Genomic DNA, 13,488 nt, shown 5'->3' with positions numbered 1-13,488 from the left:
CACGGGGAGCGGGGTGCCCGCTCCCCCGATGTCTCAGGACCGGCCCGGGATCCAGTCCGTGCCGGCCAACGGCACGCCCGCCATGGCGGCGGCCTCGACGGTCAAGGCGCGCAGGTCCTCCGGCTCCAGGTTGTGGACGTGGCTCTTGCCGCAGGCCCGCGCCAGCGTCTGCGTCTCCAGCGTCAGCACCCGCAGATAGTTCGCCAGCCGGTGCCCGGCGACCTCCGGGTCAAGCCGGCTGTACTGGTCCGGGTCCTGGGTGGTGATGCCGGCGGGATCGTTGCCGGCCTGCCAATCCTCGAACAGCCCCGGCACCGTGCCCATGCGCTGGTAGGCGTCGGCAAGGCTGGGGTGGTTGTCACCCAGCGCGATCAGCGCGGCGGTGCCGATGGCGACCGCGTCCGCGCCCATGGCCAGGGCCTTCGCCACGTCGGCGCCGGTGCGGATGCCGCCGGAGACGATGAGCTGCACCTTGCGGTGCATGTCCAGCTCCTGCAACGCCTCCACCGCCTGCCGCAACGCGGGCAGTGTGGGAATGCCCACGTGCTCGATGAACACGTCCTGGGTGGCGCCCGTGCCGCCCTGCATACCGTCCAAGACGATCACGTCCGCGCCGGCCTTTACGCACAGCATCACGTCATAATAGGTGCGGGTGGCGCCGATCTTGACGTAGATCGGCTTTTCCCAATCGGTGATCTCGCGAATTTCCTGGATCTTGATCGCAAGGTCGTCCGGCCCGGTCCAGTCCGGATGGCGGCAGGCCGAGCGCTGGTCGATGCCCTTGGGCAGGGTGCGCATCTGGGCGACGCGGTCGCTGATCTTCTGGCCGAGCAGCATGCCGCCGCCGCCCGGCTTGGCGCCCTGGCCCACCACGATCTCGATGGCGTCCACGCTGCGCAGGTGCTTCGGGTTCATGCCGTAGCGGCTGGGCAGAAGCTGATAGACCAGCGTCTTGGAGTACGTCCGCTCCTCGTCCGTGATGCCGCCATCGCCCGAGGTCGTGCTGGTGCCGACCGCGTTGGCGCCGCGCCCCAGGGCTTCCTTGGCCGGGCCGGACAGGGCGCCGAAGCTCATGCCGGCGATAGTGATGGGCGTCCGGAGGGTGATCGGCGTCTTGGCGAAGCGTGTGCCCAGGGTCACCGTGGTGTCGCATTTCTCGCGGTAGCCCTCCAGCGGGTACCGGGAGATCGACGCCCCCAGGAACACCAGATCGTCGAAGTGGGGCAGGGGACGCTTGGCGCCGAAGCCGCGGATCCGGTACAGGCCCTCGCGCGCCGCGCGGTGGATTTCATGGATCGTGTGGCGGTCGAAGGTCTGAGATTCGCGCTGACCCCAGAGAGAGTCCAGGCTGGGCGGCGCGGTATCGTCGGGACGGCTCATGGTCAGGGTTCCTCTCCAGCGCCGCGTCAGTACGCGCCGACGTTCTCGATCTTGAAGGTGTACAGCTCCCGGGCGGAGCCATAGCGGCGGAAGCGGGACGGGTCGATGTCGTCGATCCCAGCGGTGGCCAGAAGCTCCGCCACGGCCGCCCGGTCGGCGTCCTCCATCGGCTGCTCGACGCAGTCCGCGCCCAGGCCGTGCACCGATCCGGCCACGTAGATCACGGCCTCGTACAGGGAGTCGCCCAGGCCGTCCCCGGCGTCGCCGCAGACCACCAGACGGCCCGCCTGCGCCATGAACGCGGTCATGTGCCCGACGGAGCCCTTCACGACGATATCCGCGCCCTTCAACGAGATGCCGCAGCGTCCGGCCGCATCGCCGTGAATGACCAGCAGGCCGCCATGCGCCGTGGCCCCGGCCGCCTGGCTGGCGTTGCCATGGACCACGACCCGGCCGCTCATCATGTTCTCGGCGAGGCCGACCCCGGCGTTGCCGTGGACCTCCACCGTCGCCTGCTCGTTCATGCCGGCGCAGTAGTAGCCCACATGCCCGGCGATGCTGACCGTCACCGGCGCGTCGAGCCCGACCGCGATGTTGTGCCGGCCCTTGCTGTTGGTGATCCGCCAGTCCGTGATGCGGGCGACCTCGGCCGGATCGTGCAGCCGGGCGTTCAGGTCCCGCAGAGGGACAATATCCAGATCGATGGTATCCATCACGTCTCTCGTCCTTGCGCGCGTGGCCGGTCCAAAACCGATGCGACCGCATCGGCGCCGCATTGCGGCGGAGCGCCGGGGCCGGGGGCCTCCACGAGGTCGCCGGCCCCGGGCGCGAACCTTAGTTGAGACTCCAGGTGTAGACGGTGGCGGGTTCCGGTTCCCAGACGCGGGCGGTCTCGACCCCCGGCAGGCCGGCCAGGGCGCGGTATTCCGACGCCATCGCCACCCAGTCGTCCGTCTCGGCCAGCACCGCCGGCTTGCACGCGATCGGGTCGCGCAGCACCGCGAAGCCATCCCGCGTGCCGACACAGAAGGTGTAAAAGCCGTCCAGGTCGCGCAGCGCCGCCTGCAAAGCGGCCCCCAGGGTGTCGCCCTCGGACAGGCGCCACGTCAGATAGGCCGCCGCGACCTCGCTGTCGTTGTCGGTGGCGAAGGGGACGCCCACATGCCGCCGCAACCACGCCCGCAACCGGTTGTGGTTGGACAGGGAGCCGTTGTGGACCAGGCACAGGTCCGGCCCGGTGTTGAACGGGTGGCAGCCGGCCGTGGTGACCGCGCTTTCCGTGGCCATACGGGTGTGGCCGATGGCGTGGCTGCCGGCCATGTCGGCGATACCGAAGCGGTCGAGCACGCGGGCGGGGGGCCCGACCTCCTTGAAGATCGCCAGCCGCTCGCCGACGCTGACCACGGCGACGTCGGGATGCGCCTGCGCCAGCCACGCGGCCAGCGGCGCCCAGTCCACGGCGGGCAGGGTCATCACCGCGTGGGTGTCGCGGACGGTCACCCCGACCAGACCGCCGGCCCGGGCCGACAGCCCCTCCCCGACCGCCGCCCAGTCGAACCCGGGGGTGGGATGAACCAGCACGACGTGCCGACCGCCCGCTGGGGCGGGGTCGCCGTACACGGCAATGCCCGCGCTGTCCGGACCACGCTCGGTCATCTCGACCAGCATGGGCGCGAACAGGGCGCCCAGGGCGGCATGGCGCGCCGGGTCTTTCAGGAACAGGCCTACGATGCCACACATGGCGGGTGTCCTCGGTCGCGGGCGGATCCGCCGTCGCAGGACGGGGTCCGGCGTCATGAACAGACAGGAAAATAATTTTCCTGTCGTTCACTATGTCGCGCGCACAGACGGAGTCAAGTCCATCCTGCGGTTGGACCTGCCACACGTCTGGGCCGAAACAGCGGCCGCTTTACACTCCGAGGATACGCGAACCCGTCACCGCTCCGCGCCGTACATCTTCTCCAGCCGGTGGCCATAGACGGACTTCAGAATGTGCCGCCGGACCTTCAGCGTCGGGGTCATCTGGTCATTGTCCACGGTGAACGGCTCTGGCGCGATCATGAACCGGCGCACCTTTTCCACCTGCCCGAGCTTGTTGTTGACCCGCCCGATGGCGTCGGAAAGCGCTTTGCGCAGGTCCGGGTCCTCCGCCAGCTCGGCCAGGGTCCCGTCCTTGTTGGCGCGCGCCTTCCAGCGCGTCAGCCACTCCTCGTCCGGAACGATCAGCCCGACGAGGTGCGGCCGTCGATCGCCGTAGACCATGGCCTGGGCAATCTCCGCCTCCAGGCACAGCAGACCCTCGACCCGCTGCGGCGAGATGTTGTCGCCGCCCGAATTGACGATGATGTCCTTCTTGCGGTCGGTGATCTGGATGTAGCCGTAGGCGTCGATCATCCCGACGTCGCCGGTGTGCAGCCAGCCGTCGCTGTCGATGGCCTCGTGCGTGGCTTTCTCGTTGCCCCAGTAGCCCAGCATCACGTTGCCACCCTTGACCAGGATTTCGCCGTCCTCGCCAAAGCGAACCATTACGTTCTTCACCGGCGGCCCCACCGTGTGTATCCGCACCTTGCCGGGCGGGTTGCAGCTAATGACCGGCGAGGACTCGGTCTGGCCGTAGCCCTGAAGGATCGGCACCCCGAGCGCGTGGAAGAACAGCCCGACCTCGACGTTCAGCGGCCCGCCGCCAGAGACCATGGCCTTCAGCCGGCCGCCGAAGCGCTTGCGCACCTTGTTGCGGACCAGTCGGTCGAGCACGAAGTCCACGACATGGTCGCGCAGGGTCATGCGCTCCGGGTGGTGGTACTTCTTCAGGCCCATGTCCAGGGTGCTCTGGAACAGCGTGCGCTTGCGTGCGCTCTGCGTGTCCAGCCCGCGAATCACGCGGTTGCGCATGGTTTCGTACAGGCGCGGCACCGCCGTCATGATGGTCGGCCGGGCCTCCTGCATGTTCGCGGACAGCCGGTCGAGGCTTTCGGCGAAATACACCTGCGCGCCGATGGCGATCGGGAAGTGCAGGCCCGCCGTGTGCTCGTAGGAGTGCGACAGCGGCAGGAACGACAGGAACACCTCGCGCCCCAGGCCGATGGTCTTCAGCACCTCGTAAGCGCCGCGGCAGTTGTGCCGGATGTTGGCGTGGCTGAGCATCACGCCCTTGGGGGCGCCGCCGGTGCCGCTGGTGTAGATGATCGCCGCGAGGTCGTCGGGTTCGATCGCCGCGATGGTCGGCGGGCGCGGCCGATTGCTGTAGCGCACCATCAGGTCCGACCAGCTCAGCACGTCGATGCCCGTGTGCTGCTGGCGCGGCGTGTTCTCGATGGCGATGGCGAAGGGCGTCACACGGGCCTGACTGGCGGCCTCCATGGCGCGTGGCGCCAGCTTCGGCGTTGAGACCACCATGGCCTTGGCGCCGCTGTCGTCCAGCACATGCAGATGGTCCGCGACCGTATTGGTCACATAGCACGGCACGACGACCGCCCCGGCCATCAGGATGGCCAGATCGGCCACGAACCACTCGGGCCGGTTTTCGGAGACCAGCGCCACCCGGTCGCCCGACTCGATGCCATGGTCGCGCAAGGCGTTGGCCAGGGCGACCGCCTGACGCTCCACCTCGCTCCACGAGATGGGCCGGTAGGTTTTGTCGACCTTGCGCCAGAGCAGGGGTTGGCGGGCAAATCGCTCGGCTTGACTCAGGAACACCCCGATCAGGTCCGAGTCATGGGCCGGATCGGTCGCACGGGATTTGGAAAACAGCACGGACGTCGCTCCCGGGGATCCGGATCCGGTCGGGCGAGTCCGCCGGATCGTCTTGTGTTTGCTTGCGGTTCTGGACCGGCCCCTTTCTTGGTCGTCCGCGCCCGCGAAGGCAAGAGCGAAGTCGCGCGGGCGCGCGCCCCTGCGCGTTGCGAAAACACGACGGTGGACGCGGGCGCGTCACGTCACCATATCGCGAACGTGAAAGGGAGAGTTCCGCATGATCCATCGACCCGCCGTTTCTGACGCCGCCCGCCATCGGTCGTCCCTCCGCGCGCCGGAGGGCGCCGCCCCCGTGACGCGCCCCGCCGAACGTACCGACGCCGCGCCACACGACCTGCCGGCCTGGGACCTGAGCGACCTGTACGCGGGTCCAGACGACCCCGCCCTGACCGCCGACCGGGAGGCTGCGGGCACGGCCGCGACCGCCTTCCGCGACCGTTACATGGGCACCGTGGCCGGCCTGTCCGGTGCGGACCTCGGGGCGGCGATCGCGGAGTACGAGCGGATCAGCGAAACGCTGTACCGCCTGATGTCGTTCGCCCAGCTTCGCCATGCCACGGACCAGACCGACCCGACCGTCGGGCGGTTCTATCAGGGCCTGCACGAGGCGGTGACGGAGATCTCCTCCCGGCTGCTCTTCTTCACGCTGGAGATCAACCAGATCGACGACGACGCCCTGGCCGAGCGTCTGACGGCGCCGGAGGCGGCCAAATTCCAGTCGTGGCTGCGCGACCTGCGCATGTTCCGGAACCATGAGCTTCCGGAGGCGATGGAGCGGCTGCTGCACGAAAAGGACGTGGCCGGACGTTCCGCCTGGGTGCGGCTGTTCGACGAGACCCTGGCCCACATGCGGTTCGACATCGACGGCGAGTCCCGCACCGTGACGGAGGCGTTGGACCAGCTTTCCGACACCGACCGTGCCCGCCGCGAGGCGGCGGCCAAGGCCATCGGTCAGGGGCTGTCGGGGCAGACGCGGCTGTTCGCGCACATCACGAACACGCTGGCCAAGGACAAGCAGATCGACGACCAGTGGCGCCGGTACGACCACCCCATGGCGGCGCGCAATCTGGCCAATCAGGTCGAGGATTCGGTCGTCGACGCCCTGGTGGCCGCGGTGAAGGACTCGTTCGCGGACACGGCGCACCGGTACTACGGGATGAAGGCGCGCTGGTTCGGCCAGGACAAACTGGCGACCTGGGACCGGAACGCCCCGCTGCCGGACGCCGAGGACCGGCGCTTCACCTGGGATCAGGCGCGCGACACCGTGCTGAGCGCCTACGGCGCGTTCAGCCCCCGCATGGCCGATGTGGGCCGGCGGTTCTTCGATAACGCCTGGATCGACGTGCCGCCGCGCGCGGGTAAGACCTCGGGCGCGTTCGCGCATCCGACCGTGCCGTCGGCGCACCCGTACCTGCTGCTGAATTTCATGGGTCGCACCCGCGACGTCATGACGCTGGCGCACGAACTGGGCCACGGCGTCCATCAGGTGCTGGCCGCGCCCAAGGGCGTGCTGCTGGCCGACACGCCGCTGACCCTGGCCGAGACGGCTTCGGTGTTCGGCGAGATGCTGACCTTCCGCTCCATGCTCGACGCGGAGACCGACCCGCGTCGTCGCCGCACCATGCTGGCCGGCAAGGTCGAGGACATGCTGAACACCGTGGTGCGCCAGATCGCGTTCCACGAGTTCGAGCGTAAGGTGCATACGGAGCGCCGCGAGGGCGCGCTGTCCGAAGAGCGCATCAACGCCATCTGGATGGAGGTTCAGGCCGAGAGCCTGGGGCCGGCGTTCGACTTCGACGACGGCTACAAGGTGTTCTGGACCTACATCCCGCATTTCATCCACACGCCCTTCTACGTCTACGCCTATGCCTTCGGTGACTGCCTGGTGAACAGCCTGTACGCGGTCTACCAGTCGGGCACGGTCGAGGGCTTCCAGGACAAATACCTGGACATGCTGGCGGCCGGCGGCACGCTGCGCCACCGCGAGCTGTTGGCGCCGTTCGGGCTGGACGCCAGCGACCCGGCGTTCTGGCGGCGCGGCCTGGACGTGCTGAAGGGCTTCATCGACGAACTGGAGCAGGTGGCCTGACCATGGCCGAACACGGCAAAGGCGAAACCAACAACTTCGGCGGTCGTGTCCGCCGCTACGCCCAGGTCTCCTCGACCATGGGCGGGTTCGCGGCGCGCGCGGCGGGCGAGCGCTATCTCGGCATGAAGTTCGACAAGAGCCGGCAGGCCGAGGATCTGCGCGAGGCCCTGGGCGGCCTGAAGGGGCCGCTGATGAAGGTGGCCCAGATCCTGTCGTCGATCCCCGAGGCGCTGCCCGAGGAGTTCTCGCGCGAACTGGCGCAGCTTCAGGCCGACGCGCCCCACATGGGCGGGCCGTTCGTGCGCCGGCGCATGAAGACCGAACTGGGGGCCGACTGGCAAAGCCGCTACGGATCGTTCGAACCCACGGCGGCGGCGGCGGCCTCGCTGGGGCAGGTGCACCGGGCCACGCTGCACGACGGCACCCCGCTGGCCTGCAAGCTGCAGTACCCGGACATGGCGTCCGTGGTGGAGGCCGACCTGAAGCAGTTGCGCTGGATCATCACGCTGTACCGGCGCTACGACACCGCGATCGACCCCAGCGACATCCATGCCGAAATTACCGAGCGCTTGCGTGAGGAACTCGACTATGGGCGCGAGGCGCGCAACATGGCGTTGTACCGGCACATGCTGCAGGAGGTGCCGACGGTGCACGTCCCGCGGGTGATCCCGGATCTGTCCACGCGCCGCCTGTTGACCATGACCTGGCTGGATGGCCAGCGGATGCTGTCCTTCGTCGATTCGCCGGCGGGGGTCCGCAATGAGATCGCCATGAACATGTTCCGGGCGTGGTATGTGCCATTTTATGAATACGGCGTCATTCACGGCGACCCGCACCTGGGCAACTACACGGTCCGCGACGACACCAGCATCAATCTGCTGGATTTCGGCGCCATTCGCGTCTTCCGCCCGACCTTCGTCGAGGGCGTCATCGACCTGTTCTTCGCATTGCGCGACGATGACATGGAGCGCGCCGTCCATGCCTACGAGAACTGGGGCTTCACCAATCTCGATAAGGAGCTGATCGAGGTTCTGAACGTCTGGGCGCGGTTCATTTATGCTCCCTTGATGGAAGACCGGACCCGCCGCATCCAAGAGACCAACGGCGGCAACCAGGGCCGCTCCGTGGCCGAGGGCGTGCACGAGAAGCTCAAGAAGGTCGGGGGCGTCAAGCCGCCGCGCGAATTCGTCCTGATGGATCGCGCGGCCATCGGCCTCGGCTCGGTGTTCCTGCACCTGAAGGCCGAGATCAACTGGCACCAGATGTTCCGCAATCTGATCGACGACTTCGACGTCAACGCCCTGGCCGCCCGCCAGCGCGCGGCGCTGGAGGCCGCCGACCTGAACCTCGCGGATGAGGACACCCCGGCGGGATCCGCGCCGAAGAGCGCCTAACCGTCGTCCTCGTCGGGGCGGCCCCGGTGGTGGCCCCCAATCAACCCCGCCGAGAGTCTTCGTCTTGGACCTTGACCTCGGGGGCGTGGTCCGTGTTGAATCGCAGGTAGATCAAAGGTTCGCCCCCGGCCAAGGGTAATTCCGAGACACGGACTCGGATATTTGGCCGGCCATCCTCGGAAGCCGTACGAGGCGGGAGGACTCCGGGATCCGCGCACGGCCCGACCGACTCTGTCCGGGCGGGCTGGGCTGCGGTGCCTGTACGAGCACCCTTTCCGTGCCGGGGGGCCGGGGTGTGGCTGTACGCGGTCGGACACGCACCGCGCGGGCCCGACATGCGGTGGTTGCGTCGGTCGTGCCGCCCCAGAGCCCGGCGAAGGCTCACGGACTCGCCTGGACTCGAGCGGATGACGGTGGCGGCGGAACATGGATACGCGAGACGGGCTGTCGTGCCTGTTGATCGAGGACAACATCGCGGACGCGCAGCTTATCCAGTTCTTGCTGGATGAAGCGGACGGGACTCCTCTCGCCTTTACCCACGTCACGACCCTGAACGAAGCCCTGATCGATCTGTCGCGCGACTCGTTCGATGTCATCCTGGTCGATCTCAGTCTGCCCGACTCGCAGGGTCTCGAGACGTTGGAAACCCTGCACAGCGCGCGGGCCGATATCGCCATCGTCGTTCTGACCGGGCTCGACGCCACCGAGACCGCCATCGGGGCGGTGCAGCGCGGCGCCCAGGACTATATGGTCAAGGGGCGCGGCGACGGGCAATTGGTGAAGCGCTCGATCCTGTATGCGGTCGAGCGGCATCGCGCCAACCAGCGGCTTCTGTTGGCCGAGGCCGCGTTCCGGAACATCGACACCGGGATCATGGTCACCGACGCCACCGGCAAGGTCGTGCGCGTGAACCCCGCGTACTGCCGGATCAGCGGGTACCGCCAGAGCGAAGTGATTGCCAGCCAGACCAACGTCCTGCGCTCCGGCGTCCATGAACCGCAATTCTATGACGATCTGTGGCGCCAACTGCGCGAGACGGGCGCATGGGAGGGCGAGATCTGGTCACGGCGCAAGGACGGCAAGGTCGCGCCGGAATGGCTGCGCATCAATGTCGTGACCGACGCTGTCGGCGGCACGGCGGGGTACGTCGCGATTTTCACCGACATCGCGTTTCGGCGTCGCGCCGAGCAGGAGTTGCTGCGTCAGGCCACCACGGACCCGCTGACGGGGCTCGCGAACCGCCAGCTCTTCAACCGCCTTCTGGCCAGCACCATCGAACAGGCCTCCCGCTATCAGCGCGAGGCGGCCCTGCTGTTCCTGGATCTGGACGGCTTCAAAGCGGTGAATGATTCCCGGGGCCACGCGGTCGGCGATACCGTGCTTCGCGAAATCGCTGGACGTCTGCGGGGGGCCGTGCGCGTTTCGGATGAAGTGGCCCGGCTGGGGGGCGACGAGTTCGTCGTCATCCTACCCGAGGTGCGGGGCCGGAATGCCGCGGCTGCCGTGGCGGAAAAGCTGCTGGGCGAAATCAAGCGCCCGTTTGCCTGCGATATCGGTGCGGCGCATCTGACCGCCAGCATTGGAATCGCCATGATTCCCGACCATGGGCTGAGCCAGGACCAACTGGTGCACGCCGCCGACACCGCGATGTACCAAGCGAAGAGGGGCGGGAAGAACGCCATCCGGTTCTTCTCCGGACCGGTCGCCGCGTGCTAAAGTGCGGTCATCAACGGAAGGGCATCAGTCCACGCGCCCCATGTTTTTCCGCAGTGTGGACCATCTGAGCGATCCGGGCCCGGGTGCGACGGCAGGTACGCCAAGAGCGAAACGCGGCGGCATCGTGCGTGAACCCGGTGTGGCGCGGGGCGCGATTATACCACAGTATATTGTGTCCCGGAGAGCCGGTCGCGCGCGAAGGAACCGCCAGGGCTGCCGAATGGCGCATGATATATGGCGTTCGCGGTGGGGGGCAACGGCGCGATGTGTTTCCGTGAGAGCGATATGGGGCCGTGTGTGTCAGCGAGGCAAGGCGGACAGGGGGCAATGGGTCAGGGTAAGCCAATGGACATCCTTCTTGTCGAAGACAACCCAGGCGACGCGCGACTGGCGTCGGAGGCCTTCAAGGAAGGGGGCTCCGAAACGCGCCTCCATGTTGTCCAGGACGGCATCGAGGCGATGGCCTTCATGCGGGCCGAGGGGCATTACGCCTCCATGCCGCGTCCGGACCTCGTCCTGCTCGACCTGAACCTGCCGCGCAAGGACGGCCGTGAGGTCCTTGCGGAAATCAAGCGGGATGATGCCCTGAAGCGCACGCCCGTGATCGTGCTGACGACATCGCAGGCCGAGTCCGACATTCAGCACGGCTATGAGTTGCACGCGAACTGCTATATCGTCAAACCGGTGGATTTCGACCGCTTTATTGAGGTGGTCAAAGGCATCGAGAGTTTCTGGCGCAATATGGTGCGCCTGCCCTCGCACTAGACCAAGTCCCGAGCGATCTGGAGCCGAGTGCGACGACGATTTTCTTAAAGATCAATGTGATAAAGCACTTCTGCTTGATTCCGGTGTCACGCAAAAAAGGCTCTCGAGCCGATCGCGCCACAACGGGGTCATGCCACGCGACGATGAGACTGTGCGACGATGAGACTGTCTCATCGTCGCTGGGTTTTTTTGCGCGTGAACCGGTTCGGAGGGAGCGATGCCCGCGTCGACGTCCGTCGAGTCTCCCGCCACGCAGCCGCTACCAAATCGGCCCCACCGCATCGGCCCCACCACATCGGCAGGGCCGTCCGGTCGTCAGCGCACCAGGACGTGGACTTCCGGGAACTGCGCGGAGGCGCTGGTCGTGGCCGACAGGCCGATGCGGTTCGGATCGACCCCCATGGACTGGAGCGAGCGCACCACACGCTCCGCATACAGGCGGGCTTGCGCGGTGTTCTGGGTGGACTGGCCGACCGCGTTGACGGCTGGACCGACCGCGACGACCTGGAAGCCGGCGTTGGGGTAGCGCGCCAGCGCGTTGTTGACCGCCTCGTACAGCGCCGTTTCGTAATCCACTGAATTGCGGTCGAAGCGCACCATCACCAGCGGCTGGCCGCCGGCGAAGCCACCCGGTCCGGGCAGCCCCGAGGCCGCCATCTGGGCGTTGGCGTTGCCCAGAATGGGGCGGTTCGCGAAGCTGGTGCCATAGAGTTGGCCGTTCTTGATCGCCAGGGCGAGGGCGTTGAGGTTCTGCTTCTCGTTGCCGACGTACTGCTGCTGGCGGGCGATGTCCTGGGACAGCTCGTTCAGAAGGCGTTCGATCAGCACCACGGTCTGCTGGGTCTCGTCCTCGACCACGCGAAGCTGGCGGTGGTCCTCGTCAACGGCCCCCGACAGGGAGTACGCGGCGCCGACCGAATCCAGCAGGTAGTTCGCCATGGCGGAGCTGGTGGTGATCTGCGCCGACAGCTGGTTCATCAGGATGATGTCGTCGTTGATGGTGTTGAGCTGGCCCTGCGCCTGCTCCCACCGATTCATCAGGACCGGGTTGCCCGGCGTGGTGCCGACCTGAAGCCGCGCGTTCATGCCCGCGACGTTCTCATGGTACGCCTGGGAGTCCTGGATCGTCTTGTTGCGGACGGTCTGGAGCTGTTCGTTCTGTGAGCGGATGGCGCCCTGAAGCTCGCCAAGCTCAGCCCGGAAGCCCTGCACCTTTTGCCCAACGTAGGTCCCGGTCGGAGACCCGGGCGAGACGCCCGACGGCTCGAAGTAGGTGTTGCCCAACTGCGGCGGTTGGTTGGCGGCATAGGAGGAGGACGACGGCCCGCTCAGTGAAGGAAAGGGGTTGCCGACGGAATCACATCCGGCCAGGGCCAGCAGCGCCGCTGCCAGGACCACGTGACGTTTCCGAAGGGGCATGAGCGAAAACCTTTTTGTAATCTCTTGGTGTCGTTCTTGCACCGTCGCAGCCGGGAATCCCCGAAGCGACCGTCGGTCCGCAGTTCGAGCGCACCGCGTGTGGTTTCTGTCCCGGATCATGCACGATGGGTCCGGAGCTCGTCACCCGCACCGGAAACGCCCCTCCCGGCTGAAGGTCGTCCTCCAGCCCGAATCCGGCGGACGAGCGGCCCTAAACCGTGTCCTTGGTGCCCCCCGCCACCGGAAGCGTCTGCCGCACCCCCCAACGATACAAGGGGTTATACAAGGTGCCGGGAGTTTACGTAAAGCGCCCAACCGGAACAAGCCGCATTTCGCGGGCGCGGCGTGGGGTTTCGCGTGTGAGCGTGTGGGTGCGGTGCAATGGCCACACTCGGGGCCCGCACTTGGGACCCCGCATTTGGGGTCCATGCCCGGCCCCCGGATGGGGGCTTGGTCAGGGGGGCCGAACGTCGTGATGCCCGGACGGCGCTCCGGACGCGCCCGGGCTGCGTGCTCCCCGTGCCAAGGCGAAAAGGCTCTTGACGGCATCCGGCGGGTTCCGTATAAACCGCCCTCCCTGACGGCGGCACCGACCGCTGCCCCGGGCGCCCGTAGCTCAACTGGATAGAGCATCTGACTACGGATCAGAAGGTTAGGAGTTCGAATCTTCTCGGGCGCGCCATAATTTCAGACACTTACGTCTCGCAACGGCGGCCTCCGGGCCGCCGTTGCGCGTTTGAGGTCCCACCCCTTAGGCTGACTCGACATTCAGCGCATCCAGAGCATGGCGGCTGCGATCTGCAGGAAGCCGAGGAAGTGGATGGCACGCCGGTCGAAGCGCGTGGCGATGCGGCGGAAGTGCTTGAGTTTGTTGAAGCACCGCTCGACCGTGTTTCTCATCTTGTAGGCTTGGGCGTCGTAGGCGATGAGCCGCTTTCGGGTGGGATTGCAGGGGATCACCGCCTCGGCGCC

At 67.2% G+C, this 13,488-nt stretch carries 9 protein-coding genes, 1 tRNA gene and 1 pseudogene; 5 read left to right on the top strand and 6 right to left on the bottom strand.

Going from position 1 to position 13,488, the window contains the following annotated elements; genetic code table 11:
* Nucleotides 1-33: 33 nt before the first annotated feature.
* From GGD82_RS14620 to GGD82_RS14605, 4 genes are all read right to left on the bottom strand, one after another.
* The gene (locus GGD82_RS14620; protein ID WP_150064141.1) at nt 34-1,380 is read right to left on the bottom strand and encodes an FMN-binding glutamate synthase family protein; all 1,347 of its coding nucleotides are present in this window, start codon (nt 1,378-1,380) and stop codon (nt 34-36) included.
* A gap of 26 nt (nt 1,381-1,406) precedes the next feature.
* On the bottom strand, nt 1,407-2,093 hold the full coding sequence (locus GGD82_RS14615; RefSeq protein WP_150064140.1) for a GltB/FmdC/FwdC-like GXGXG domain-containing protein: 687 nt from the start codon (nt 2,091-2,093) through the stop codon (nt 1,407-1,409).
* A 121-nt stretch (nt 2,094-2,214) separates the two neighbouring features.
* Entirely contained in the window at nt 2,215-3,120 is a 906-nt protein-coding gene (locus tag GGD82_RS14610; protein WP_150064139.1) for a class II glutamine amidotransferase, read from the bottom strand.
* A 195-nt stretch (nt 3,121-3,315) separates the two neighbouring features.
* Entirely contained in the window at nt 3,316-5,133 is a 1,818-nt protein-coding gene (locus GGD82_RS14605; RefSeq protein WP_150064138.1) for an AMP-dependent synthetase/ligase, read from the bottom strand.
* Nucleotides 5,134-5,350: 217 nt separating this feature from the next.
* On the opposite strand from GGD82_RS14605, the gene GGD82_RS14600 reads away from it, so the two are divergent.
* The 4 genes from GGD82_RS14600 to GGD82_RS14585 all read left to right on the top strand — a co-directional run bounded on the left by GGD82_RS14600 (nt 5,351) and on the right by GGD82_RS14585 (nt 11,097).
* Nucleotides 5,351-7,222, top strand: coding sequence for a M3 family oligoendopeptidase (locus GGD82_RS14600; protein WP_150064137.1), 1,872 nt, complete (start codon nt 5,351-5,353; stop codon nt 7,220-7,222).
* A 2-nt stretch (nt 7,223-7,224) separates the two neighbouring features.
* Nucleotides 7,225-8,616 carry an ABC1 kinase family protein gene (locus tag GGD82_RS14595; RefSeq protein WP_150064136.1) on the top strand — a complete coding sequence of 464 codons (1,392 nt, stop codon included), beginning with the start codon at nt 7,225-7,227 and terminating at the stop codon, nt 8,614-8,616.
* 426 nt (nt 8,617-9,042) lie between these two features.
* Nucleotides 9,043-10,332 carry a diguanylate cyclase domain-containing protein gene (locus GGD82_RS14590; RefSeq protein ID WP_150064135.1) on the top strand — a complete coding sequence of 430 codons (1,290 nt, stop codon included), beginning with the start codon at nt 9,043-9,045 and terminating at the stop codon, nt 10,330-10,332.
* Nucleotides 10,333-10,677: 345 nt separating this feature from the next.
* Nucleotides 10,678-11,097: a response regulator gene (locus tag GGD82_RS14585; protein WP_150064134.1), complete on the top strand. Its 420-nt coding sequence runs from the start codon at nt 10,678-10,680 to the stop codon at nt 11,095-11,097.
* Nucleotides 11,098-11,412: 315 nt separating this feature from the next.
* On the opposite strand, the gene GGD82_RS14580 is transcribed toward GGD82_RS14585, so the two are convergent.
* The gene (locus GGD82_RS14580; RefSeq protein ID WP_311731962.1) at nt 11,413-12,495 is read right to left on the bottom strand and encodes a hypothetical protein; all 1,083 of its coding nucleotides are present in this window, start codon (nt 12,493-12,495) and stop codon (nt 11,413-11,415) included.
* A gap of 626 nt (nt 12,496-13,121) precedes the next feature.
* Here GGD82_RS14580 and GGD82_RS14575 point away from each other — a divergent pair.
* Nucleotides 13,122-13,198, top strand: a tRNA-Arg gene (locus GGD82_RS14575).
* An 86-nt stretch (nt 13,199-13,284) separates the two neighbouring features.
* Here GGD82_RS14575 and GGD82_RS14570 read toward each other — a convergent pair.
* Nucleotides 13,285-13,488, bottom strand: a pseudogene (locus GGD82_RS14570) (IS5/IS1182 family transposase); the annotation flags it as partial.

The organism is Roseospira marina (genome assembly GCF_014197855.1).
Taxonomy (GTDB): domain Bacteria; phylum Pseudomonadota; class Alphaproteobacteria; order Rhodospirillales; family Rhodospirillaceae; genus Rhodospira; species Rhodospira marina.
The sequence above is the reverse complement of the archived record's forward strand: the minus strand, read 5'-3'. Positions and strand labels throughout refer to the sequence as shown.